21 protein-coding genes are annotated in these 23,969 nt (G+C 64.0%); 10 read left to right on the top strand and 11 right to left on the bottom strand.

Translation table 11 applies throughout. The features are described 5' to 3' along the window. Nucleotides 1-102 precede the first annotated feature (102 nt). Entirely contained in the window at nucleotides 103-747 is a 645-nt protein-coding gene (gene can / locus MF4836_RS24835) for a carbonate dehydratase (protein ID WP_020297713.1), read from the top strand. A 123-nt stretch (nucleotides 748-870) separates the two neighbouring features. On the opposite strand, the gene MF4836_RS24830 is transcribed toward can, so the two are convergent. From MF4836_RS24830 to MF4836_RS24820, 3 genes are all read right to left on the bottom strand, one after another. Next, the gene (locus tag MF4836_RS24830; RefSeq protein ID WP_078472501.1) at nucleotides 871-2,046 is read right to left on the bottom strand and encodes a hypothetical protein; all 1,176 of its coding nucleotides are present in this window, start codon (nucleotides 2,044-2,046) and stop codon (nucleotides 871-873) included. A gap of 129 nt (nucleotides 2,047-2,175) precedes the next feature. Next, nucleotides 2,176-3,873, bottom strand: a complete 1,698-nt coding sequence (locus tag MF4836_RS24825; protein ID WP_078472500.1) for an acid phosphatase — start codon at nucleotides 3,871-3,873, stop codon at nucleotides 2,176-2,178. A gap of 259 nt (nucleotides 3,874-4,132) precedes the next feature. Continuing rightward, on the bottom strand, nucleotides 4,133-5,551 hold the full coding sequence (locus MF4836_RS24820) for a short-chain fatty acid transporter (protein WP_078472499.1): 1,419 nt from the start codon (nucleotides 5,549-5,551) through the stop codon (nucleotides 4,133-4,135). 114 nt (nucleotides 5,552-5,665) lie between these two features. On the opposite strand from MF4836_RS24820, the gene MF4836_RS24815 reads away from it, so the two are divergent. Then, nucleotides 5,666-5,899 carry a Pathogenicity locus gene (locus MF4836_RS24815; RefSeq protein WP_078472498.1) on the top strand — a complete coding sequence of 78 codons (234 nt, stop codon included), beginning with the start codon at nucleotides 5,666-5,668 and terminating at the stop codon, nucleotides 5,897-5,899. 4 nt (nucleotides 5,900-5,903) lie between these two features. Next, nucleotides 5,904-7,301, top strand: a complete 1,398-nt coding sequence (locus MF4836_RS24810) for an aminotransferase-like domain-containing protein (protein ID WP_078472497.1) — start codon at nucleotides 5,904-5,906, stop codon at nucleotides 7,299-7,301. Here the strand turns inward: MF4836_RS24810 and panB are convergent. Then, nucleotides 7,277-8,104, bottom strand: a complete 828-nt coding sequence (panB, locus tag MF4836_RS24805) for a 3-methyl-2-oxobutanoate hydroxymethyltransferase (RefSeq protein ID WP_078472496.1) — start codon at nucleotides 8,102-8,104, stop codon at nucleotides 7,277-7,279. The two genes, MF4836_RS24810 and panB, sit on opposite strands and share 25 nt — an antisense overlap. 178 nt (nucleotides 8,105-8,282) lie before the next feature. Here panB and MF4836_RS24800 point away from each other — a divergent pair, with 178 nt between their 5' ends. Then, nucleotides 8,283-9,596, top strand: a complete 1,314-nt coding sequence (locus MF4836_RS24800) for an MFS transporter (RefSeq protein WP_078472495.1) — start codon at nucleotides 8,283-8,285, stop codon at nucleotides 9,594-9,596. Between the two features lie 204 nt (nucleotides 9,597-9,800). Beyond that, nucleotides 9,801-10,301: a hypothetical protein gene (locus MF4836_RS24795; protein WP_178102981.1), complete on the top strand. Its 501-nt coding sequence runs from the start codon at nucleotides 9,801-9,803 to the stop codon at nucleotides 10,299-10,301. Nucleotides 10,302-10,319: 18 nt separating this feature from the next. Here the strand turns inward: MF4836_RS24795 and MF4836_RS24790 are convergent, their stop codons facing one another. Further along, the gene (locus MF4836_RS24790; RefSeq protein ID WP_078472494.1) at nucleotides 10,320-10,748 is read right to left on the bottom strand and encodes a lysozyme inhibitor LprI family protein; all 429 of its coding nucleotides are present in this window, start codon (nucleotides 10,746-10,748) and stop codon (nucleotides 10,320-10,322) included. Between the two features lie 98 nt (nucleotides 10,749-10,846). Further along, nucleotides 10,847-12,217 carry a GntT/GntP/DsdX family permease gene (locus MF4836_RS24785; RefSeq protein WP_078472493.1) on the bottom strand — a complete coding sequence of 457 codons (1,371 nt, stop codon included), beginning with the start codon at nucleotides 12,215-12,217 and terminating at the stop codon, nucleotides 10,847-10,849. Between the two features lie 261 nt (nucleotides 12,218-12,478). Between MF4836_RS24785 and MF4836_RS24780 the strand changes: the two genes are divergently transcribed. Continuing rightward, a complete protein-coding gene (locus MF4836_RS24780) occupies nucleotides 12,479-13,378 on the top strand; it encodes a cation diffusion facilitator family transporter (protein ID WP_078472492.1) in 900 nt (299 codons plus the stop codon). A gap of 15 nt (nucleotides 13,379-13,393) precedes the next feature. On the opposite strand, the gene MF4836_RS24775 is transcribed toward MF4836_RS24780, so the two are convergent. Further along, nucleotides 13,394-14,068, bottom strand: coding sequence for a heavy metal response regulator transcription factor (locus MF4836_RS24775; protein ID WP_078472515.1), 675 nt, complete (start codon nucleotides 14,066-14,068; stop codon nucleotides 13,394-13,396). A 406-nt stretch (nucleotides 14,069-14,474) separates the two neighbouring features. Between MF4836_RS24775 and MF4836_RS24770 the strand changes: the two genes are divergently transcribed. From MF4836_RS24770 to MF4836_RS24760, 3 genes are all read left to right on the top strand, one after another. Further along, nucleotides 14,475-15,734: a TolC family protein gene (locus MF4836_RS24770; protein WP_078472491.1), complete on the top strand. Its 1,260-nt coding sequence runs from the start codon at nucleotides 14,475-14,477 to the stop codon at nucleotides 15,732-15,734. Between the two features lie 135 nt (nucleotides 15,735-15,869). Continuing rightward, complete coding sequence (locus MF4836_RS24765; protein WP_078472490.1) at nucleotides 15,870-17,039, top strand: efflux RND transporter periplasmic adaptor subunit; 1,170 nt, start codon at nucleotides 15,870-15,872, stop codon at nucleotides 17,037-17,039. Between the two features lie 25 nt (nucleotides 17,040-17,064). Continuing rightward, nucleotides 17,065-20,211 (top strand): CusA/CzcA family heavy metal efflux RND transporter, encoded by a 3,147-nt coding sequence (locus MF4836_RS24760; protein ID WP_078472489.1) that lies wholly within the window; start codon nucleotides 17,065-17,067, stop codon nucleotides 20,209-20,211. Nucleotides 20,212-20,333: 122 nt separating this feature from the next. Here the strand turns inward: MF4836_RS24760 and MF4836_RS24755 are convergent, their stop codons facing one another. From MF4836_RS24755 to MF4836_RS24745, 3 genes are all read right to left on the bottom strand, one after another. Beyond that, nucleotides 20,334-20,714, bottom strand: coding sequence for an REP-associated tyrosine transposase (locus MF4836_RS24755; protein WP_238596189.1), 381 nt, complete (start codon nucleotides 20,712-20,714; stop codon nucleotides 20,334-20,336). 314 nt (nucleotides 20,715-21,028) lie between these two features. Then, nucleotides 21,029-21,250, bottom strand: a complete 222-nt coding sequence (locus MF4836_RS24750; protein WP_078472487.1) for a hypothetical protein — start codon at nucleotides 21,248-21,250, stop codon at nucleotides 21,029-21,031. Between the two features lie 178 nt (nucleotides 21,251-21,428). Continuing rightward, nucleotides 21,429-22,757: an OprD family porin gene (locus tag MF4836_RS24745; protein ID WP_078472486.1), complete on the bottom strand. Its 1,329-nt coding sequence runs from the start codon at nucleotides 22,755-22,757 to the stop codon at nucleotides 21,429-21,431. Between the two features lie 321 nt (nucleotides 22,758-23,078). Here MF4836_RS24745 and MF4836_RS24740 point away from each other — a divergent pair, with 321 nt between their 5' ends. After that, nucleotides 23,079-23,411, top strand: a complete 333-nt coding sequence (locus MF4836_RS24740) for a DUF2790 domain-containing protein (RefSeq protein WP_078472485.1) — start codon at nucleotides 23,079-23,081, stop codon at nucleotides 23,409-23,411. A 15-nt stretch (nucleotides 23,412-23,426) separates the two neighbouring features. Here the strand turns inward: MF4836_RS24740 and MF4836_RS24735 are convergent, their stop codons facing one another. Further along, nucleotides 23,427-23,936 (bottom strand): RidA family protein, encoded by a 510-nt coding sequence (locus tag MF4836_RS24735; RefSeq protein WP_078472484.1) that lies wholly within the window; start codon nucleotides 23,934-23,936, stop codon nucleotides 23,427-23,429. Between the last annotated feature and the right edge of the window lie 33 nt (nucleotides 23,937-23,969).

Here is a 23,969-nt window from a genome sequence, read left to right as displayed (position 1 = left end):
TCAAGATTCCACTGCGAGGGATAGCCGGTATCTACGCAACACACGTGACCTCGACAGGCGGTCGTCTGTCATACCAGCGCATCATTCTTGAGGCTTCACAGCATGAACGAACTACAAGATCTGATTGATAACAACGAGCGTTGGGCCGAGGCGATCAAGCAGGAAGACCCGGACTTCTTCTCCAAGCTGGCGCGCCAGCAGACCCCGGAGTACCTGTGGATCGGTTGTTCCGACGCCCGGGTGCCGGCCAACGAGATCGTCGGCATGTTGCCTGGCGACCTGTTCGTGCACCGCAACGTGGCGAACGTGGTGCTGCACACCGACCTCAATTGCCTGTCGGTGATCCAGTACGCGGTGGATGTACTCAAGGTCAAACACATCCTGGTCACCGGCCATTACGGCTGCGGCGGCGTGCGTGCCTCAATGCAGGATCGTCAGTTGGGCCTGATCGACGGCTGGCTGCGTTCGATCCGCGACCTGTATTACGAGCACCGCGAAGCCCTGGGGCAGTTGCCGACCGAGGAAGAGCAGGTTGACCGCCTGTGCGAACTGAACGTGATCCAGCAGGTGGCCAATGTCGGCCATACCAGCATCGTGCAGAACGCCTGGCATCGTGGGCAGAGCCTATCGATTCACGGTTGCATCTACGGCATCAAGGACGGTCGCTGGAAGAGCCTGAACGCAACCATCAGCGGCTTCGAGCAACTGCCGCCGCAATACCGCCTGCGTCCGGTCGGCGCCATCTGAGCCGAAACCGCGTAGCCGCTGCCGAAGGCTGCGCTGGCCCTTACACACGCCGCATTCTCATCTGAAGAAATGCGGTGTCTGGGATGGCCAGCGCAGCCTGCGGCAGCGGCTACAGGTTTTGGGTTACAGGTGTGGCACTTCGGTGCTCGGCGCGGGCGCGGGGGCCTTGAGCTGTTGCAGCTGGGTCTTGATGGGCGCGGTTGCGCATTTGGCCTGGGCCTGTGGCGGGGTCAGGTCGCGGACCGAGGTGTAGAACAGCTCGCAGGTCTTTGCCTTGTCGGTCACCTGCCAGGTCTGGGTGCAGCGCTGCAATTGCGCGCTCGGATCGCTGCCCGCCGTGCTGCCCATGCCCGCCTGCCAGCACGCGGCGCTCAAATCCTGCCCCATCACCTTCAAGCCTGCGGCATCGGCCTTGGCCTGATCGTTGTCGTAGTTGGCCGGGTCCGCCGCGTACCAGATGTAGCTGGGGTGGTTGGAGCCCAGCACCGGCACGTTCACCCCCGGGTTGGGGCTGATCTGCCCCAGGCCCAGTACCCCGACGCTGGCGCCGTATTGCTGCTTGATCCAGTTCCGCACCGGTGCGCCGAAGGCCACCATGGGCAAGGCCTTGCCGTTGGCGCTCTGGCTGACCTGCTTGACCATGCTGGTCTGGTAGTCCTTGAAGTAGTCATAGACGCCTTCCAGGTCCTTGCCGGCGCTGGAGGGCGCAGCGATGGGCGCGATGTCGACAATGGTCTGATAGCCCGGTGTCTGCTCGGCGGCGATGCCATTGGCGGTCAGCAGGGTCGCCCAGCGGTCGGTGGTGGCTGATTCCAGGTAATCCTGGGCACGGGTCAGGGAATAGTCCGGCGGGAAGTGCAGCAACTCGACGCTTTTGCGCTGTTCCAGGGCCATGCCCAGGGGCAGGAACAGGTACCAGCTGTAGGCCCACTTACCGTCGGCATTGAGCTGGCTGGCGCCCTTGTAGGCCAGGTCGCCGGCATCCAGCAGGGCCGTCAGCGGTTTGCCGTAGGATTGGGGCACGCCGCTGATGGTCGCGTGCAACTGCTGTTGATCGCCGCTGACCTTGACCCGGGCGGTGCTGTAGCCGTCGCGTTGCACGCTTTGGGTCAGGTAATGCTCGACGGTCTGTTCCAGGGTCCAGTTGCGGAAGCAGATCACGTTGCAATTATTGGGATAGGCGAAGAGTTGGGTCACGCGCTGGGGGCTGCCCAGGGGCACCTCCACGTCAGCGGCCAGGGCCGGTGCGCCCTGGATCAGGGCGGCGAGGCCCAGGGACAGTCCGGTGAGTTTATTCATGCTTGGCTCCTTGTCGGCGAGAACCCCGCTTGTGCGGGGTGAATATCCACAGGGGAACACTAGCGGGTGAACGGGAGCCGGGTAGGAATAACTTCATCAGCGGCGCCGATTGCGCGGCGCCGCTGAGGGTCAGCGCTTGAATTGCAGAGCGTTGCTCAAGTCGCCCAGAGGCTTTTGCCCGCGCGCGACCATGGCGGCGTCACGTTGCTTGATGCCGTCCAGGGGCTCCAACTGGAACACCCGGGTAATCAGGCGCAGGATCGAGGCAGTGTCGTAAATGGTGTGGTCCACCGTGCCTTTGCGGGCAAAGGGCGACACCACCAGGGCCGGGATCCGCGTTCCCGGGCCCCAACGGTCGCCCTTGGGCGGCGCCACGTGGTCCCACCAGCCGCCGTTTTCGTCGACCGTGACCACCACCACCATGTTTGACCACTGCGGGCTTTCGCGCAGCACCTTGAGCACCCGGTCGATATGCCGGTCGCCGGAGGCCACGTCGGCGTAACCGGCGTGCATATTGAGGTTGCCCTGGGGCTTGTAGAAGCTCACGGCCGGCAGCTTTCCGGCTTCGGCGTCGGCCAGGAACCTGTTGCTCCCCGATTCGTCGCCCAGGCCGCCGTCGCGCAGGCGCTTGCTGCGCTCTTCGGGGTTTTCCGGCCCCTGGCGCTTGAAGTAGTTGAAGGGTTGATGGTGGTACTGGAAGTTGGGAATCTTCGGCAGGCCGGTCGAGTCCTTGAACTGGTCCAGGGTTGCTTGCCAGGCACCGCCGTACCAGGCCCAGTCGACGTTCTTTTTCGACAGCTTGTCGCCGATGTGTTCGTGGGTCTGGGGCACCAGCACGCTGGGCAGGTCGGCCTTGGCGTAGTCCGGGCGGTCGGGGTCGCGGATCCAGGTCGGCCAGTAGGGCGGGGCCATGGTGTTGACCGCGTAGCCATCCGGGGTCAGGGCGCTGGGGCCGAACTGCGGCGGGCCGGTCATGGCACTGGCCGGGGATTTTTCCAGGGGCTTGAGCCGGGTGTCTTGCGGGTTGTCGCTTTGCAGGGTGGCGATCTGCGACTTGGCCACCGAATTGGCCGCGTCCGGGTAGACGGGCACGGCGGCGCTGATCAGGTACTGGTGGTTGAGGAACGAGCCACCGAAAGCCCCCTGGAAGAAGTTGTCACACAGCACGAATTCCCGCGCCACATCCCACAGCCGCAGGGAATAGCGGCTTTGCGGGTAATGGCCCATGGTCAGGGCGCCGGAGTCGGCCCAGGCGACAAAGCCGTCATTTTTGCCATCGTTGATCTGCATCTGGTTCTGATAGAACACGTGCCACAGGTCGCGGGTCACCAGGCCCAGGGGCAGGTCCTCGCCACTCGGGCCCTTGAGGGCGAACGGAGCGTTGGGCAGGTCCTGCTGGAACTGGGTTTCGACCGGGTAGGTCACCCCATCGAGGTGTTGCGGGCCGACCTGCAGGATGCCGCCCCAGATCGGCGGCAGGGTCTGCAGCAGGCTGCCGTCGCGGTCGCGCTGCTGGTAATCGCCCGGCTTCAGGGAGGACAACGGCTGCTCCAGCCCGGGGAAGTCGGCGAACAGGTTATTGAAGCTGCGGTTTTCGGCGTAGATCACCACCACGTTCTTCACCTGCTCGCGCAGGGCCTGGTCCAGCTCGGCCGGCGAGAGTGGGTGCTCCTGGGGTTTACCCGGTTCACCGGGCCCGCCGCAGGCGCTCAAGGTGGCGCCTACCCCCAGAACGGCAACGCCGCCAAGAAAGCGGCGGCGGCTGGTGTCAGTCAACTGTTCGGGCGCCGCGGGTTGCGCGTCGTCATGGTCTTTTTCGTCACTCATGCCAGTTCCCTGCAGGTCTTTTAGTCAATTGGTTACAAAATATTTCGGTCGAACGGTAGCAACCCAATATGACGGAAAGACTACAAAGCGGATCTAGGATGAAGCTGGAGTTGGCGGGGAAAAGTCCGAAATAACTGTAAGCCAAATGCTGCGGTCGGCCAGCCAAGCACAGGACGGTAAGCGGGGCCCGTCCTGGGGTGGATGTTCGGCGAGCCGGCTGCGACGGCGCCTCTGCCGTCGTCGCCCGCTCGCCAAACGGTCAGGGCAATACCGGTGGCGTATAGGCCAGGGTGGTGCCCAAGGCCCAGAGCAGCACCAGGACCAACGGCGCGTGCACCAGCAATTGCACAAAGGAAAAGCCGATCAGGTCCCGGGCCTTGAGCCCGAGCACGCCCAATAGCGGCAGCATATAGAAGGGGTTGATCAGGTTCGGCAGCGCTTCGGCGGCGTTGTAGATCTGCACCGCCCAGCCCAAGTGGTATTGCAGGTCATTGGCCACCTGCATCACATAAGGCGCCTCGATGATCCACTTGCCACCGCCCGAGGGAATAAAGAACCCCAGCACCGCCGAGTACACGCCCATCAGCAGCGCGTACGTATCGTGGGAGGCGATCTGCACGAAAAAGGTCGAGATATGGTGGGCCAGCGTCTGGCCGTCGACACCCTTGACCACCGTCATCAAGGCCGCAATCGAACCGTACAGCGGGAACTGGATCAGCACCCCGGTGGTGGTCGGCACCGCGCGCGCCACGGCATCGAGGAAGCTGCGCGGGCGCCAATGCAGCAGGGCGCCGAGCATCAGGAACAGAAAGTTGTAGGTATTGAGCCCGGAAATCGCGGTGATCGCTGTTTTGGTCGAGAACTCATGGAACAGCCAGCCACCCGCCAGGACCACCAGGGCAATGGTCAGCAGCGGGCTGTATTCCAGCCATTCCCCGGGGCGGGTGCGCGGTTGCGGTGCCGGCATGCTGAAGCTGGGGTCGACGCCGCAGGCCTGGGCATCACGGGCCGAATTCGGGCCGGGAGCGGTGGCGTAGGCGATGACCAGCGAAACCACGATCAATGCCAGCAGCAACACGCCGGACTGCCAGAGAAAGATGGTCTGGGTGAAGGGAATCACCCCGGTGATCGACAGGATCGACGGCGGCAGGCTGCCCGGGTTGGCCTGCAACTGCGCGGCCGACGACGACAGCCCCAGGGCCCAGACGGCCCCCAGCCCCAGGTAGGCGGCGGCACCGGCGGCGCGGTAGTCCATGCGCAGGTCGGTGCGCCGGGCCAGGGCTCGCACCAGCAAGCCGCCGAATACCAGGGACAGGCCCCAGTTGAGCAAGGAGGCGACCATTGAGATCAGCGCTACCCAGGCCACGGCCGAACGGCCGTTTTTCGGGATGCGCGCCAGTTTGTCGATCAGTTTCACCGCCGGTGGCGAACTGGCGACCACATAGCCGCCGATCACCACAAAGGCCATCTGCATGGTGAACGGAATCAGGCTCCAGAACCCGTCGCCAAACGCCATGGCGGCGTCGGTAGGCTTGGCGTCCATGGCCAGGGTGGCGAGGGCGACGATGATCACCGCCAGCGCGGCGAACACCCAGGAGTCGGGGAACCAGCGTTCGGCCCAGCTTGAACAGCGCAGGGCAAAGCGGGCGGAGCGGCTGTCTTCGATGTCTGCGGACACGGAAATACCTCAAGTGTTTTTATGTTTATCAGGAGGTCGGGCGCCAGGGCAGGAGGCGTCCGATAACTGTGCAAGAATGCGGCAATTGGGAACCACTGCAAAGGATTGAAGGACATGTCATTTCCCGCTGAAGAACGTCAGGCCCTGCTCAAGGTCAAGGGTGTCGGAGCCACCGTGGTTTCGCGCCTGGAACAATTGGGCTTCACCTCCCTGGCGCAGTTGGCGGCGGCCGATGCCCTGGAGATCGTCACCCAGGCCGCGTCGCTGGTGGGCTCCAGTTGCTGGAAAAACAGCCCCCAGGCCCGCGCGGCGATCCAGGCCGCCATCGCCATGGCCAGGGACGCCTGAGCCGGTGAGCCGCGAAACCCCCTTCGCCTATCAGGCGGTGTACCGCTACCTGGTTGAGTGGATCGACAATGCCAGCGAGGCCGAGCAGCGCCTGCCCTCGCTGCGGGCCCTGGCGCTGCGGTTGAAGGTCTCGATCTCGACCATCAAGCATGCCTACGCCTTGCTTGAAGACCAGGGGCGCATCCAGTCCCGGCCCAAACAGGGCTATTTCCGGGTGCCGCTGGCGCCGTCGCAACTGCCGGTGGATGGGCCGAGCCTGATCGACAGTGTCTATGCCCAGGCGCGCCAGCCCGGCATGTTGGCGCTGTGCAGCGATGCGCCGGCCATATTGCTGTCCCTGGAAAATCCGCTACTGATGACCGAGCGCGAGCTGACCCGGCAATACCCGCGCTCCCAGGCGCCACCGTTCCAGCCCTTTGGCGAACCCGAACTGCGCAGCGTCCTGGCCGAGCGCTATACCCGCTCTACCACTGACTATTGGCAGGCCGAACAGGTGTACCTGGGACCGGACCTGCGCAGCCTGCTGGAGCTGGCGCTGCATGCCCTGGAGCTGACGGGCAGCGTGGCGCTGGTGGAGTCGCCCTGTTCCTGGGCGATGTTGCGCCAACTGCGCGCCGCCAATATCCGGGTCATCGAACTGCCTCTGGACCGTGCCGGGCGTTTCGATCAACAGCAGCTGCATGACCTCCTGCAACGTGAGCCGGTGCGCCTGGTGGTGCTGTCATCGACCTTCAGCGTGCCCCACGGCAGCCTGATGCCGGCGGCCGACAAACAGCGGCTGTGCCGCTGGCTGGACGAGCGGGGCATCTGGCTGTTCGAGAACGACAGCTATGGCGAGTTTTGTTTCAGCCCGGCCCCTGCGCGCTTTCGTGACTACGCCAACCCCGAGCGGCTGTTGGTGTTTGCCACGTGCGACAAGCAGATCGGCGCCGAGGCTCCGTTCAGCTACGTCCTGACCCGGGGCCATGGCCAGCGCCTGCATCGGCAGTTTCTCGAGCGTGCCTTTCGCCTGTCGCCACTGCGTCAGCAGGCCCTGGCCCGGCTGTTCAGCTCCGGGCGGGTCGACCAGCATTTGCTGAAACTGCGGGTGCTGTTGCGCGAGCGCATGGGCCAGATGCAGGGTTTGCTTCAGGAGCACGCCGCCCAGCAATTGCGGGTACAGCCGGCGGCCGGTGGCGCGACGTTATGGGTCGAGGCCCTGCGCCCGGTGGAGATGTTGCAGGTGTACCAGCGCCTGTTGGCCCAGGGCCTGGTCATTTCCCCCGGGCCAATGTTCAGCCAACAAGGCCTGTGGCGGCATCACCTGCGCCTGAGCTACACCCTCGACTGGCGTCAGGACATCCCCGGCGCCATTCAGGCCCTGGCCCAGGCCATCGATCAGGAACCCTGTTCGACCCCATAGCAGTGCCGCGCTTCGGGAAACTGCCCATCGCGCACTTCGGCGGCAAAGCGCTCGCAGGCCTGGCTGATCAGCGCGGCGGCGTCGGCGTATTGCTTGACGAAGCGCGGCACCTGCTCGCCGCCCAGGCCCAGCAGGTCCTCGGTGACCAGCACCTGGCCGTCGCAGGCGGGGGAGGCGCCGATGCCGATGGTTGGCATGGCCGAGAACTCGCTGATGCGCCGGGCTACCGGTTCCGCCACCCCTTCCAGCAGCAGGCTGAAAGCGCCCGCGGCGAGGTGGGCCCGGGCGTCTTCTTCAATCGCCCGGGCCGTGGCTTCACTCATGCCCTGGGCCTTGAACCCGCCCATGGTGTTGACGTACTGCGGCATCAGGCCGATGTGGGCCATCACCGGAATGCCCCGTTGCACCAGAAACTCCACGGTCGGCGCGAGGGCCTTGCCGCCTTCGAGCTTGATCGCGTCGCAGCCGGTGCGCGCCAGCACCTGGGCGCAGTTGCGGTAGGCCTGTTGCGGCGACTCTTGATAACTGCCAAATGGCATGTCGGCGATCACACAGGCCAGGCGGGTGCTGGCGACCACGGCGCGGCTGTGGGCGATGATTTCCTCAAGGCTCATGTCCAGGGTCGACGTGCGACCGTAGCCGACCATGGCCGTGGAGTCGCCGATCAGAACGAAGTCGACGAACGGGTCCATCAACCGGGCCATGTGGCTGGTGTAGGCGGTCAGGGAGACGATTTTCTGCCGGCCTTTCATCGCCACCAGTTGCGGTACGGTCAGGCGGCGGGTGCGGGTATGGATGCTCATGGCGGCTTTCCTGTTCTGCTGCGGTTTGGAAAGTTGCCGATTATTGCTGCTGCTCAAGGGGATTCAATGCACAGAAACTGGCTAAAAATAGACCCAGTTACGGGTTCGGGTTGTTCCGGGCTGTTTTTGCGTAGACCATTGGCGCCTTGGTTTCTGTCCCCCCTACAGAGTGACTGCTATGCCTTTGCCTCCAGAGACGCGACCGGCGCCGTTTTCCCGGTCCGACTATAAAACCCTGGGCCTCGCGGCCCTGGGTGGCGCGCTGGAAATCTACGATTTCATTATTTTCGTGTTCTTCGCCCTGACCCTGAGCCAGCTGTTCTTCCCGCCGGAAATGCCTGAGTGGCTGCGTCTGCTGCAAAGCTTCGGGATCTTTGTCACCGGCTACCTGGCGCGGCCGCTGGGCGGGATCCTGATGGCGCACTTCGCCGATCGGCTGGGGCGCAAGAAGGTCTTCAGTCTGAGTATCCTGATGATGGCCCTGCCGTGCCTGCTGATCGGCATCATGCCGACCTACGCACAGATCGGTTATTTCGCGCCGCTGCTGTTGCTGGTGCTGCGGGTGCTGCAAGGCGCCGCGGTGGGCGGCGAAGTGCCCAGTGCCTGGGTGTTTGTCGCCGAGCACGCGCCGCCTGGCCATCGCGGTTATGCCCTGGGCTTCTTGCAGGCCGGGCTGACCTTCGGTTACCTGATCGGCGCGCTGACCGCGACCCTGCTTGCCCAACTGTTCACCCCGGCCGAGATTCTCGATCAGGCCTGGCGCTATCCGTTCCTCCTGGGCGGGCTCTTCGGGGTGATCGGCGTCTGGTTGCGCCGCTGGCTGAGTGAAACCCCGGTGTTCATGGCCATGCAGGCACGCCGCGAAACCGACGCCGAGCTGCCGCTGCGCACCGTGTTGCGCGAGCATCGCCTGGCGATGTTGCCGGCCTTGATCCTGACCTGTGTGCTGACTTCGGCGGTGGTGGTGTTTGTGGTCATCACGCCGACCATGATGCAGAAAACCTTCGGCATGACCGCCAGCCATACCTTCGCCCTGAGCAGCCTGGGCATCGTGTTCCTGAATATCGGCTGCGTGCTGGCCGGGCTGATCGTCGACCGCATCGGTGCCTGGCGCACGGTGATGCTCTACAGCCTGCTGCTGCCCCTGGGCATTGGCCTGCTGTATGCGAGCCTGATCGGCGGCAGCCAGTGGGTCGGCCTGGCCTACGCGGTGGCCGGGCTCGGGTGCGGCGTGGTCGGCGCGGTGCCATCGGTGATGGTCAGCCTGTTTCCGGCGCGGATCCGCGTGTCGGGCATCTCCTTTACCTACAACATCGCCTACGCCCTTTGGGCCAGCACCACGCCGTTGCTGTTGATCGCGCTGATGCCCTGGAGCCCATGGGTGTGTGTGATCTATTGCGTGGTGATGGGCGCGGTGGGCGTGGTCAGCGCCGGGTATTTCGGTTCGCGCCTGCCCAGTGAGACACGCTCGGCCCTGCCGTCCGGCTGCTGATCCTGGCGAAGCGGGCCATCCCGGAATCGACGTATTTCGAGACTGGCCCGTGCTAGAGCCCTCGCCGAGGGCTTGCTGTTTTTACCTGCCACAGCGCTGCAAAATTGCCTTCAGTCCTGGGCGATTTACCCGCTAATCTCCCCGGAACCCGTGGCCTGCACGGGCTTTTCGGGGGCTGTCTTGATTCGATCGACGCTGTGTTCCTTGAGAGACTTTTCCACGCTGGAGCCGCTGTTGCAGATGGCTCTGGTGTCGTTCGTGCTGGGCCTGGTGTTTGCCGGTATCGAACTGTGGACCCAGAGCGCACCGGACTACGACCTGGAGGGCGCCAGCGTCGAGACCTTCAGCGCTAGGGTGCTGGAAGTGGGCCCCGGACGGATCCTGCTTGAGGAAGCCGAAGGCGGTGAGGTGCTGGCACTGACGATTGCGCGCGGTATCAGCCAATTGAACGCGGACCCGGCGCGGTTCAAGGGCCAGACGCTGACCGTCAGCCATCTGCGCCACTACCTGCTCAGTTGCAGTCGCGAGGGCGAGGCCCTGTGTCGCGCTCGCTGTACCTCGGCCAGCAGTTGCCGGGACAGTCGCCGCGAATATGAATCGTCGTTGAGCATGCTGTACGGCGCATGGGCCGTCACCTTGGCCAGCCTGGGTGCGTATGCCTGGGGACGGCGCGGCCGCAGGCCCTTGCGGGTCGAGGGCGAATGACCGGGACGGGTTGCAACCTCAGCTGCAGCACTCCGGCAACCAGCGGTCCAGGTCCCGCGCCCGTTCACGGCTCAGACGGCTGACGCAGGTATTGATCAGGGTGGTGTGGGCCGGCGTTCCCGGTTGCACTTCAAACGCCTCGACCACGCAACTGGTGTCCCGGTATTTGATCCAGGCCCGTTGGGCATTTTTCAGTTTGCCGAGGTAATCCTGCTCCAGCAGCGGGTGGCTCTGATACTGGTGTTGCAGGCGCCCGAGCAGCGCCTGATAGCTGGTGTTGAGGGCTGCATCGGCGCGATCCTTGTCGAGCTGCGCACAGCGCTCGACCTGAGCGCCGAGGGTGATCCGCGAACAATCGAGGTCATCTGCCAGGGCCGCCGATGCCACGCCGAGCAGTAGGGAAAACAGAGCGATGGAGAGCCGTGAAAGCCGGAGCGGGTGCAGCATGGCATGCCCTTGCGCGGATAAAAGAGCCGGCATTCTACAGCGCCTGCCACCGCCAGGCAGGCGCCTGGCGCGCCACAGCATGCCGCGGTTTGCCTCTGCTACTGCAAGCCGTACCAGAACAGCAGGGTGCCGATCAGGCCGACCAGCGAAACAATGCTCTGCAACACCGACCAGACCCACAGCGTCTGCTTGAGTTGCAGGCCGAAATACTCGCGCACCATCCAGAATCCGGCATCGTTAACGTGGCAGAAGAACACCGAGCCGGCGCCAATCGCCAGGGCCACCAGCGAGCTTTGGGTGGCGGCCAGGCCAGCCATCATCGGCGCAAGAATCCCGGCGGTCGTGGTGGTGGCCACGGTAGCCGAGCCGGTGGCCTGGCGCAGTGCCACGGCAATCAGCCAGGCCAGGAGCAGGTACGGCATATGGGCGCCTTCGGCGACCTTGCTGATGGTCTGGCTGACGCCGGCGTCCAGCAGGGTCTGCTTGAGGCCGCCGCCGGCGCCGATGGTCAGCAGCAGCACGGCAATCGGCGCCAGGCTTTTGCGCAGGGTGCCGCCGACTTCCTCACGGGGCATGCCGTTGGCCCAGCCCAGGCAGATCACCGCTGCCATGACCGCAATGCCCAGGGCCACCAGGGGCTCACCGAGAAACTTCAGGCTCAGGGCAACCGAGCTTTCAGGGGGCATTGCCACCTTGGCCAGGGTACTGCCGAGCATCAGCAGCACCGGCAGCAGGATAATCAGCAGCGACACGCCGAAGCTCGGCTGGCGCGGGGCCTTGGGCGGGGCGCTGAACAGGGCGCCAAGCTCAGCCGGCTCCTCCACGTGCATGCGCCGGGACAGCCAGTTGCCATAGATCGGCCCGGCCAGGATCACCGCAGGAATGGCGATGCAAAACCCCAGCAACATGGTCAGGCCCAGGTCGGCGTGCAAGGCACTGACGGCAATCAGCGGGCCGGGGTGGGGCGGCATCAGCGCGTGCAGGGTGGTCATGCCGGCGAGGGCCGGGATGGCGATTTTCAACAGCGGCTGCCCCGAGCGGCGAGCCATGACGAAGATGATCGGCACCATCATCACCAGGCCCACTTCAAAGAACAGCGGCAGGCCGATGACCATCGCCACCAGGGCCATTACCCACGGCAGCGAGCGGCCCTTGCCCAGCCCGAGCAAGGTGGAGGCGATCCGGTCGGCGGCGCCGGACTCGGCCATCAGGGCGCCGAGCATCGAGCCCAGGGCAATGATGATCCCGGCTTCGCCCAGAATGGCCCCGGCCCCCTTGCTGAAGGCCTTGGCCACCTCTTCCGGCGGCAGGCCGGCGCCAACCCCGGCGATGAAGGTGCCGATCAGGATCGACAGAAAAGGCGGCAGCTTGGTCGCGCTGATCAACACGATGATGGTGGCGATGGCCAGTAGGCAGCAGAGAATCAGGCGGGTGTCATGGACCATCCAGGCAGCAGTCGATACATCCAAGGCGGGGGCTCCTTATCGGATCAGGTTTAATTGTTACGTTTTGTTTCGTAGATTTGAAGCATACCGGACGCGCCCCGGCCCGATGGGTTTTGCTCAGTTTTGGTGCATTTGTTAGCCAGCTAACGATTCCGGCCATCTCTCGGCAGCAAGCCGGATAACCGCAGGATGACGCCAGGATGAGGATTGCGTCAGACAGGCAGGTAGGCGCCGCGAATCGAACTATCATCAGGCCGTCGATTTCGCGGAATACGAGGTAACGCCATGGGGGCCGGGCACAGTCACGGACCAGTACGCGCAGGGCACGAGCGTTCGTTGTGGATGGCCCTGGGGCTGACCGCCAGCTTCATGCTGGCCGAGGTCATTGGGGCTTTTGTCACTGGCAGTCTGGCGCTGCTGTCGGATGCCGCGCACATGTTGACCGACACCCTGGCGCTGGCGATTTCCCTGGTGGCGATCCAGGTTGCCAAGCGCGCCGCCGACCGCAAGCGCACCTTCGGTTATGCACGCTTCGAGATTCTGGCGGCGGCTTTCAACGCCATCCTGCTGTTCGTGGTGGCGTTCTACATCCTGTTCGAGGCCTGGCAGCGGTTGCGGTCGCCGGCCGAGATCCAGTCCATCGGCATGCTGCTGATCGCGGTACTGGGGCTGGTGGTGAACCTGATTTCGATGCGCCTGCTGGCGTCTTCCAGCGAGCAGAGCCTGAACGTCAAAGGAGCGTACCTGGAGGTCTGGAGCGACATGCTCGGCTCCCTCGGGGTGATTGTCGCGGCGTTGGTGATCCTCTACACCGGCTGGGGCTGGGTCGACTCACTGGTAGCGGCTGGCATCGGTTTCTGGGTCTTGCCGCGCACCTGGACCCTGCTCAGGGAGAGCATGAACGTGCTGCTGCAGGGCGTGCCCGACGGCATCGATATCGATCAGGTGGAGCAGGGCATTCGCGCCGTGGACGGGGTCAGTGACGTGCATGATCTGCACATCTGGGCCCTCACCAGCGGCAAGAACGTGCTCAGTGCGCACCTGGTGGTGGATCTCTCGCAGCGCACCGAACAACAGGTGCTGGCCGAAGTCACGGAGTGGGTGCAGGAGCGCTTTGCCATTTCCCACGTGACCATCCAGGTCGAGCAGAGCGGCTTTCATCAGCACGACCATGGGCCCGAGTAGGCGCCCGACAGTCGCTCACTCACGTTCCTCAAGCACGTACCCGACACCGCGCAGGGTGTGGATCAGCTTGCTGTCGAACGGGTCGTCGATCTTCGCCCGCAGGCGGCGGATCGACACCTCGACCACGTTGGTGTCGCAATCGAAATTCATGTCCCAGACAAACGAGATGATCTGCGTGCGCGACAGCACCACGCCGCTCTGGCGCATCAGCAGGTGCAGCAGGGCGAACTCCTTGGTGGTCAGGTCGATGCGCTGCTTGCCGCGAAAGGCCCGGTGCCGGCCCTGGTCCAGCTCCAGGTCGGCCACTCGCAACACATCCGGGACCGGTGGCTGTTCACTGCGGCGCATCAAGGTGCGGACCCGGGCCAGCAGTTCGGGGAACTCGAACGGCTTGACCAGGTAATCATCGGCGCCCAGGTCCAGGCCTTTGATCTTGTCGGCCAGGCGCCCCAGGGCGGTGAGCATCATGATCCGCGTGGGGCTGCTTTCGCGTATGCGTTGCAGCACGCCCCAGCCATCCAGCAGCGGCAGGTTGACGTCGAGAATCACCAGGTCATAGGCGTGCTGCAGGGTGAGGTGCAGACCGTCCGCGCCATTGCTGGCGCAGTCCACGACATAGCCGCTTTCGGACAGCCCTTGATGCAGGTAATCGGCAGTTTTGGGTTCGTCTTCGATAACCAGGATGCGCATGCGGAGTGAGATCTCGGAGTTGAAAGGCAGTTGCGACTCGAACACGTGATGCCGGCCTACCCCAGGTCGTTGTGGTTTTGGTGGGGGATCAAGCATCGGCCGCCGAGGTATTTCCGGATGCGAAATACACCGCAGGGAAGGCGTCGATCCGGCGCTGTTTGAGGGACCGGATACTAATACAGAACCTTGAGCCAGAGCCTTGGCTAACGGATTTGTAATCTTTGCGCCACCCTGTTGATAAGTACCCGACGCTACATTTGGCCGGCATTCAATACCCTCCCTTTTAATGATTGAGCGGGGCGCAGTGTTGACTCAGCAGGCCGGTGCGAATGCCTTGGATGATTGGCCGGTCTCTGCTGTTTCAACCGTTGCGGCAACACTGCTTGTGCACAGGCCTGAATCGGTTATGCCCATCACCATGAGAATTTCCCTGCGGCGCCTGGTGGCCCTGTCTGGCGCCCTGTTATTGGCCAGCGTGGCGCTTGAACAGGCCCGGGCCGCCGAGGCATTGAGCCTGGACCAGGCCCTGCAGACCGCCGTCGCCAACAACCCGGAGCTGGCCGCGGCGCGCTGGGACGTCGAGATTGCCCAGGGCGCTCGACAACAGGCCGGACTTATCCCCAACCCGGTGCTGGCGCTGGATGCCGAAGACACTCGCCGCGATTCGCGCACCACGGCCATCAAGCTCAGCCAGACCCTGGAACTGGGAGGCAAGCGCGGGGCACGGGTCGAAGTCGCCAGCCGTGGCCAGGACGCGGTGGACCTGGAGCTGGAACGGCGGCGCAATCTGCTGCGCGCTGAGGTGATCGAGGCTTTTTATGCAGCCTTGCGTGCCCAGGAGCGCAGCCAGTTGGCCGAACGTTCCCTGGCCCTGGCCGAGCGCGGCCTGAACGTGGCCCAGGGCCGGGTGACCGCGGGCAAGGCTTCGCCGGTGGAAGCGGCACGGGCGCAGGTGCAGCTGTCGCAGATGCGCCTGGAGTCCAACCGCGCGCACATGGATCAGGGCAACGCCTATCGGCGCCTGGCCACGGTCAGTGGTGTATCCACTGTAGGGTTCAGCGCGGTTCAGGCCCCATCCCAGTTGCTGCCGAGCGTGCCGGCCGCCACCGCGTTGCTGGCTCGGCTGGAGCAGACGGTCGAATTGCGCCTGGCCGAGATGGCGATCGTGCAGGGGGAAGCGGCCCTGGGCCTGGAAAAGTCCCAGCGCATTCCCGACCTGGATATCAGCCTGGGCAGCCAGTACGACGCCAGCGCTCGCGAGCGGGTCAACCTGGTGGGGCTGTCGATGCAGATTCCGTTGTTCAACCGCAACCAGGGCAATGTGCTGTCAGCCGCGCGCCGTGCCGACCAGGCCCGGGATCTGCGCAACGCCGCCGAGCTGCGCCTGCGCGGTGAAACCCGCGAAGCCCTGGACCAGTGGGCCACGGCCGAGAACGAGGTGCAGTCGTTCAACCGGGTGATTCTGCCCGCCGCGCAAAACGCCGTGGACAGCGCCACCCGCGGCTTCCAGATGGGCAAGTTCAACTTCCTCGAAGTCCTCGACGCCCAGCGCACCCTGATCGAGGCCCGCAGCCAATACCTGATGGCGCTGGCGCAAACCACCGAGGCCTGGGTGCGCATCGAACGCATCTACGGCGACCTGACGCTGCTTGACCGCAGCCGCTGACAACCCATTGCCGCTGAGCGTGCGCAATCCCTGGCGCAATTCCTGGAGCAGCGCCGCCAGCCGTTTTCCATCACTGCAAACCTTAGGCGCCGCAGCGTTGTTCGCCGGCGGCACAGCGTTTTTTCAGGAGCACCCATGAACAACAAACGAAGCATTGCCATCGCCTTCGGCCTGGTCGCAGCGCTGGGCCTGGCCGGGCTGCTGTTGCAGCAACGGGCCGAGGGCCAGGCCCCGGCGGCCAATGTCGAACCCGCGCCTGAAGAGCATGCCGAGGAAGAGGGGCTGCTCGAACTCAGCGCGCAGCAGATTCAAGCCGCCGGCATCGAGCTGGCCGAGGCCCAGCCGCGCCGCCTCAGTACCTTGCTGGCGCTGCCGGGCGAGGTGCGCTTCGACGAGGACCGCACCTCGCACATGGTGCCGCGTGCTGCCGGCGTGGTGGAGTCGGTGCAGGTCAACCTGGGCCAGGCGGTCAAGCGCGGCGACCTGTTGGCGGTGATCGCCAGCCAGCAGATCTCCGATCAGCGCAGTGAGCTGGCCGCCGCCGAGCGCCGGGTGCAACTGGCCCGCACCACCTTCCAGCGCGAGCGCCAATTGTGGGTCGAGCAGATTGCCGCCGAGCAGGATTACCTGTTGGCCCGCCAGGCGCTGCAAGAGGCCGAGATTGCCCAGGCCAATGCGCGGCAGAAGATGAACGCCCTGAGCGGCAGCGCCCAGTTGGTGGGCGGCAACCGCTATGAAATGCGCGCGCCGTTCGACGCCGTGGTGGTGGAAAAACACCTGAGCCTGGGGGAGGTGGTCAATGAGTCCAGCGCCGCTTTCACCCTGTCCGACCTGTCCCGGGTCTGGGTCACGTTTGGCGTGTTTCCCAAGGACCTGGACAAGGTTCGGGTCGGCCAGGCGGTGACCGTCAGTTCCAGTGAATTGGGGACCCAGGTGCAGGGCCAGGTGGCCTATGTCGGCAGCCTGCTCGGCGAGCAGAGCCGTACCGCCACGGTCCGGGTCAGCGTCGCCAACCCTCAGGACACTTGGCGCCCGGGCCTGTTTGTCGCGGTGCAGGTGGCCACCGACAGCTATGAGGCGGCGGTCACGGTGCCCCAGGCGGCGATTCAGACCGTGGAAGGGCAACCCTCGGTGTTCGTGCGGGTCGACCACGGCTTCATGGCTCAGGCGGTCGTGACCGGAGCCAGCCAGGACGGCGTGGTTGAAATCAAGCAGGGCCTGGCGGCCGGCGCCCAGGTGGCCAGCAACGGCAGCTTCACCCTCAAGTCCGAACTGGGCAAAGGCTCGGCCGAACACAGCCATTGAATGGCCCCTCATAGAGTGATTTCACATGTTTGAACGCATCATTCAATTCGCCATCGAGCAGCGCATCATCGTGTTGCTGGCGGTGCTGCTGATGGCCGGGGTGGGCATCGCCAGTTATCAGAAACTGCCGATCGACGCGGTGCCGGACATCACAAACGTGCAGGTGCAGATCAACTCGGCGGCGGCCGGGTTCTCGCCGCTGGAAACCGAGCAGCGCATCACCTTTCCCATCGAGACCGCCATGGCCGGCCTGCCCGGGTTGCAACAGACCCGCTCGCTGTCGCGCTCGGGGTTGTCCCAGGTGACGGTGATCTTCAAGGACGGCACCGACCTGTTCTTCGCCCGGCAACTGGTCAACGAGCGCCTGCAGGTGGCGCGCGAGCAATTGCCGGCGGGCGTCGAGGCGCTGATGGGGCCGATCTCCACCGGGCTTGGGGAAATCTTCCTGTGGACCGTGGAGGCCAAGGAGGGCGCGCTCAAGGACGACGGGACAGCGTACACGCCGACCGACCTGCGGGTGATCCAGGACTGGATCATCAAGCCGCAATTGCGCAACGTGCCGGGGGTGGCCGAGATCAACACCATCGGCGGCTTTGCCAAGGAATACCAGATCGCCCCCGACCCCAAGCGCCTGGCCGCCTACCGCCTGACCCTGAACGATCTGGTGACGGCCCTGGAACGCAATAACGCCAACGTTGGCGCCGGTTACATCGAGCGCAGCGGCGAACAGTTGCTGATTCGCGCCCCGGGCCAACTGGCCTCGATCGACGACATTGCCAACATCGTGATCAGCAGCAGCGACGGCACGCCGATCCGCGTGAGCAATGTGGCCCAGGTCCAGATCGGGCGCGAGTTGCGCACCGGTGCCGCCACCGAGAATGGGCGCGAGGTGGTGCTGGGCACGGTGTTTATGCTGATCGGCGAAAACAGCCGCAGCGTATCCCAGGCCGTGGCGAAAAAACTTGAAGAGATCAACCGTTCGTTGCCCGCAGGGGTGGTGGCGGTCACCGTGTACGACCGCACCAACCTGGTGGAAAAAGCCATCGCCACGGTGAAGAAAAACCTCTTCGAAGGCGCGTTGCTGGTGATCGTGATTCTGTTCCTGTTCCTGGGCAATATTCGCGCGGCATTGATTACCGCGATGGTGATCCCGCTGGCGATGCTGTTCACCTTTACCGGGATGTTCAGCAACCGGGTCAGTGCCAACCTGATGAGCCTGGGGGCCCTGGATTTCGGGATTATCGTCGACGGAGCGGTGGTCATCGTCGAGAACGCCATTCGCCGTCTGGCCCATGCCCAGCGCCACCACGGCCGTATGCTCACCCGCTCCGAACGCCTGCACGAAGTGTTCGCCGCGGCCAAGGAGGCGCGGCGGGCGCTGATTTTCGGCCAGTTGATCATCATGGTGGTGTACCTGCCGATTTTCGCCCTGACCGGGGTCGCCGGAAAAATGTTCCACCCCATGGCTTTCACCGTGGTGATTGCGCTGCTGGGGGCGATGATTCTCTCGGTGACCTTCGTTCCGGCGGCCATTGCCCTGTTTGTCACCGGCAAGGTCAAGGAAGAAGAAAACCTGGTCATGCGCAGCGCGCGCCGGGCTTACGCACCGGTGCTCGATTGGGTCATGGGCCACCGCTCCCTGGCGTTTGCCCTGGCCTTGCTGACCCTGGTCGGGTCCGGGCTGGTGGCGAGCCGCATGGGCAGTGAGTTTATCCCCAGCCTCAGCGAAGGCGACTTCGCTCAGCAAGCCTTGCGCGTACCGGGCACCAGCCTCACGCAATCGGTGGAGATGCAGCAGCGCCTGGAGCAGACCCTGATGGCCCAGGTGCCGGAAATCGAGCGGGTGTTCGCCCGTACCGGCACGGCGGAAATCGCCTCCGACCCGATGCCACCGAACATCTCCGACAGTTACCTGATGCTCAAGCCCAAGGCGCAATGGCCGGACCCGGGCAAGTCGCGGGAAACCCTGATCGCGGATATCCAGCGTGCCAGCGCAATTGTGCCGGGCAGTGCCTATGAGCTGTCGCAACCGATTCAGCTGCGTTTCAACGAGCTGATTTCCGGGGTGCGCAGCGACGTCGCGGTCAAGGTCTTTGGCGATGACATGGCGGTGCTCAACAGCACTGCCGCCGAGATCGCCGAGACCTTGCAGAAGCTCGATGGCGCCTCGGAGGTCAAGGTCGAACAGACCACCGGCCTGCCGGTGCTGACCATCAATATCGATCGCGACAAGGCTGCGCGTTTCGGCCTCAATGTCGGCGACGTGCAGGACACCATTGCCGTGGCCGTGGGCGGGCGCCAGGCCGGCACGCTGTACGAGGGCGATCGGCGCGTCGACATGGTGGTGCGCCTCTCGGATGCCTTGCGCACCGACATCGACGGGCTGTCGCGGCTGCTGATCCCGACCCCGGCCCGGGCGGGCAGTGATTCCGGGCAGATCGGCTTCGTCGCGCTGTCGGAGGTGGCCAGCCTGGACCTGGTGCTGGGACCGAACCAGGTCAGCCGCGAAAATGGCAAGCGTCTGGTGATCGTCAGCGCTAACGTGCGTGGGCGTGATATCGGCTCCTTTGTCGACGAGGCCACGCTGCGGATTGCCGCAGAAGTGAAAGTCCCCGCCGGCTACTGGACCAGTTGGGGTGGGCAGTTCGAACAACTGCAGGAAGCCACCCAGCGCCTGCAAGTGGTGGTGCCGGTGGCGCTGCTGCTGGTGTTCGGCTTGCTGTTCATGATGTTCAACAACCTCAAGGACGGCCTGCTGGTGTTCACCGGCATTCCCTTTGCCCTTACGGGCGGGATCATGGCGCTGTGGTTGCGGGACATTCCGCTGTCAATCTCGGCCGGGGTGGGCTTTATTGCCTTGTCCGGCGTGGCGGTGCTCAACGGCCTGGTGATGATTGCGTTTATCCGCAACCTGCGTGAGCAGGGAAGGCCCCTGGCGCTGGCGATCAACGAAGGCGCACTGACCCGCCTGCGTCCGGTCCTGATGACCGCGCTGGTGGCGTCCCTGGGTTTCATCCCCATGGCCCTGGCCACCGGCACCGGCGCCGAAGTCCAGCGCCCCCTGGCCACCGTGGTCATTGGCGGCATCCTCTCCTCGACCATCCTCACCCTCCTGGTTCTGCCCGCCCTCTACCACTGGGCGCACCGCAAGGAAGAACAGCCAACCACATGACCGCAGCCGCTGTAGCCGCTGCCGAAGGCTCGGGCCGCGTTCGGACGCTGGCCCTCAAAAACGCCGTGGTTACACCTGGCACTCCACGGCGCTTATCCGGGGCAGGGTTAACAGCGATGGTGTTAGAGCCAGACGGCATCCCATAGGGGGTATTCGCCGACCCGTCGTGCCAGCCCCGCACGCACGGGGTTGAAGGTGATGTAGCGGACGATGGTTTTAAGGTCTTCGTCCTGGCGTACGGCGCGTTCGTGGTAACCCTTTTGCCAGACGCGGCCGTGGCTGTGGGGTGTTTGATTAAGGCTCAAGCTGCTTCTGGATGTGAGCTGGCACATCACCACACCAAGCGAGCGCGCCTGCAACTCGAACAACCCATGAATGGGGTTGGGCATGACCGCCCAGGCCAGGGAGTGTGTAGGCCCGGCTTGGTCCTGGTTGCGCAGTTGGTCGACCACCAAGCGCCCCAGGTGAACGTCGCGGAATATGGGGTTTCGCTGCTCTGTCATGGCCGTTACGGAATAGAGCTGGCCGATTTGTGCGTGGCGCCCCTTGAGCAGGTGATACCCCCTTGGTTTGGAAAAACACTCCCTTGCCCTCCAGAACGGGTGCATGAACCTTCACCCTAGTTCCGAGACCTCCGGTTAACAGAAGTAACCGATAAGCAGATATTTCCTGTCGCCGAGCCTGGCGGTAGCGACTACAGGAACCGGGGAAGATGAGGGCAAAAAAAAACGCCCCTGATGGGGCGTTAAAAATTCATCTCTTTCCAAAGGAGCATCCAAAAACGCTTCAGAGATGAATGTGCTCTGGGGAACCTGCGTCAGATTTTTTCGTCAGCCGCGGAGGGCTTCGGGGCGCTGGGTTCGGGTCTGTCTTCGCTGCCACTGGCGGCGACTTGCTGGTTGTTGTCGCCGTGGATCTGTTCCTGTCCGAGCAGGAAACTGTCCCGTGCCAGCTGGGAGCGTTCGCTGCCATCAGCGGCCAGTGCGGCGGTGGTGATCGTGGCCAGAAGGCCGATCAAAAACAGTTGGGCAGGCTGCATGCTATGACTCCTGTAAAGGGCCCTGCCGACAGCGGGAAGGCTGCGGGCTTGAACCTGTTCTGGAGTATATGGAGCACAACCTAACGAGAAGGTGAGGCCGATATTACAGTTCTGAAAGGTGTGAGTCTGTGAAGAAGTTTTAACGTCGGGCAGGCACCGAACCTGCCCGGCGCAAGGCTTAGAGAATCGCCAGCGGGTACTCGACGATCAGGCGAAATTCCTCGAGGTCGGACTCAAAGCGGCTGGAGCGAATCGTCGCCTGGCGGATGCGCAGCGACAGGTCCTTGAGGCTGCCTTCCTGCACCACGTACTTGGCTTCGATATCGCGCTCCCAGCGGCGCTGGTCGGTCAGCGGGTCGCCCGCCGCATCGCGACGCATGTACACCGAATTGGCGTTGCTGTAGTCGGCGCCGGTGCCTTTGCCGTAGCGGGTCATGAACGACAGGCCGGGAATGCCGAAGGTCTGCATGTCGAGGTCGTAGCGCACCATCCACGAACGTTCCTTGGGCGAGTTGAAGTCGCTGTACTGGATCGAGTTGTCGAGGAAAATCGAGTCCGACTGGCGCAGGTAGTCGAAGTCGTCATCGCCATTGTTGCGCTGGTGGGACAGGGCCAGGGTATGGGCGCCATAGGTTGCGCCGACCTTGGCACTCCAGATGTTGTTGTCGAATTTGCCGAGCCGTTTTTTGCCCTCGTCGACCGCCTTGTAGTAGTTGAAACCGGCGAACAGCGCCAGGTTCTCGGTGAGGGGATAGTTCGCCGCGGTACCGAAGTAGTGCTGGTCCCAGGCGTCTTTCAGGCGGCTGCTGTAGAGGCTGAAACTGAGGTTGGGGTTGAGCTGGTAATCGCCGCCGAAATAACCGACCCACGGCGAATCGACCTTGCCCGCGTAGAAGGTCGCGAAGCCATCGCGCATGCCGCTGCTGTCGGGCTGGCTCATGGCGTGCAGCCGTCCGCCTTGCAGGGTCAGGCCCTCGAGGCTGGTGTTTTCAAAGGTGGCGCCGCGAAAGCTCTCGGGCAGCAGCCGCGAATCTCCGTAGTGCACCACCGGGGTTTTCGGGAACACGTCGCCCACCCTGACCACTGTGTCCAGCAGGCGCATTTTTGCCGCGCCACCGACCTTGGCGTAATCGTCAGCCGGGCGATTGTCGCTGTCGACCGGCAGCACGCCGAACGAGCCGCCCCCGCCGCTGCGTCCGGCTCCCGAATCGAGCTTGAAGCCGTACATGGCAAATGCATCCAGGCCAAGACCTACCGTGCCCTGGGTAAAGCCGGATTCGAAACGGCCGATCAGCCCCTGGGCCCAGGCCTCGGAGTAACCATTGCCGGTGGGGCTGGACTGGCCTTTGCGGTCATCGCGATTGAAGTAGAAGTTACGGGCCAGCACGTTGAGGCTGCTGCCTTCGATAAAGCCTTCGGGCTTGTCGTCGGCCGCATTGACCGACACCGGGCCAAGCCCCAGCGCCGCGCAGAAAACGGACAACGACAAGCGGGTTTGAGTACGCATGAATTTCGCTCCTGAAGGGTGGCAGCTATCAACTTTCTTATCGTCAGAGACGTTCTTATTGGTCTGCTCGCGGCCGCGCCAAAAGCCGCACGGGGAGCCAGCGCGGATAGTTGCAAACGGCAGATAACCCCGGAGTGACGGGCGGATTACAATTTTGCAAGACCGGCAGGCAGCACGGCCCGTGCGCTTGGCAGAACCGCGCTGTTTTCGGGGTCGGTGCTGGAGGGCGGAGCTGGATGACAGAAATGTAAGGAGGCCGAGATCACCCTGACAGGGTCGGCTGGATATCCTCGCCAGCGTCATCCAGACGAGGAAACAGTCGTGAAAGCAATCCAGTCAGTGATCGCCGCGTGGGTATTGGGCCTGTCATCCGTGGCGTGGGCCGAGGGCGGCGGTGAGCGCACGTTCCAGCGCGCGATGGACGCAAACCAGCAAGCCATGGAGCGCTACGCCACACAGCAGGGCAAGTTGGTGCCGAAGGTTGAGCCCTATCGATATGGCATGAACCTGGATATTTCCCGGGTGGTCAGCATGACCCCGCCGCTCAAGTCCTGTGGCCTGGTGCCCTCGCGCATGACCTACGAGGATTCCGCCGGGCAACTGCGGACCATCGAATATCAAGTGCAGGGCCAGTGCCGCAACAACGGCAGCTAACCCCGCGCGCGGGCCTCAATCTTCGGTGGTTTCGTGGGGCGCCGGGGCCGGTTCGAGGGCGACGATCATGTCCACTTCCACCGATGCATTTTTCGGTAGCTGGTACACCCCCAGGGAGGTGCGGGTGTGCACCCCAGCCTCGGCGAACACTGAATACAGCAGGTCGGACGCCGCGTCGGCGACTTCGCTCTGTTGGGTGAAGTCGGCGGCGCTCTGCACATAGACGTTGATGCGCAATACCTTCTTGATGCGCTGCAGGTCACCCAGGGTTTGCTGGAGAATGGCCAGCGCGCGCAGGGTGCAGATCCGTGCCGCGTGCCGTCCCTGCTCCAGGGATACCTCGGCCCCAACTCGGCCGACCACCATCACCGTGTTGTCGATGCGCGGAATCTGGCCGCTGACGTACACCTCGTCGCCATGTTGCACGGTGGAGACATAGTTGCCGCCAATCCGCATCTCCCCTGCGAAACTGTGGCCGACCCGGGCTGCAGCCTGGTCGAAAAGCGCCTTGCGTGAATCATCCATTACTCAACTCCGTCGATCAGCGTGGATTGTGCC

Origin of the sequence: Pseudomonas sp. MF4836, assembly GCF_002018875.1 — a bacterium.
Lineage (GTDB): Bacteria > Pseudomonadota > Gammaproteobacteria > Pseudomonadales > Pseudomonadaceae > Aquipseudomonas.
Note: the sequence above shows the minus strand (reverse complement) of the source record. Positions and strands in the feature narration are given on the sequence as shown.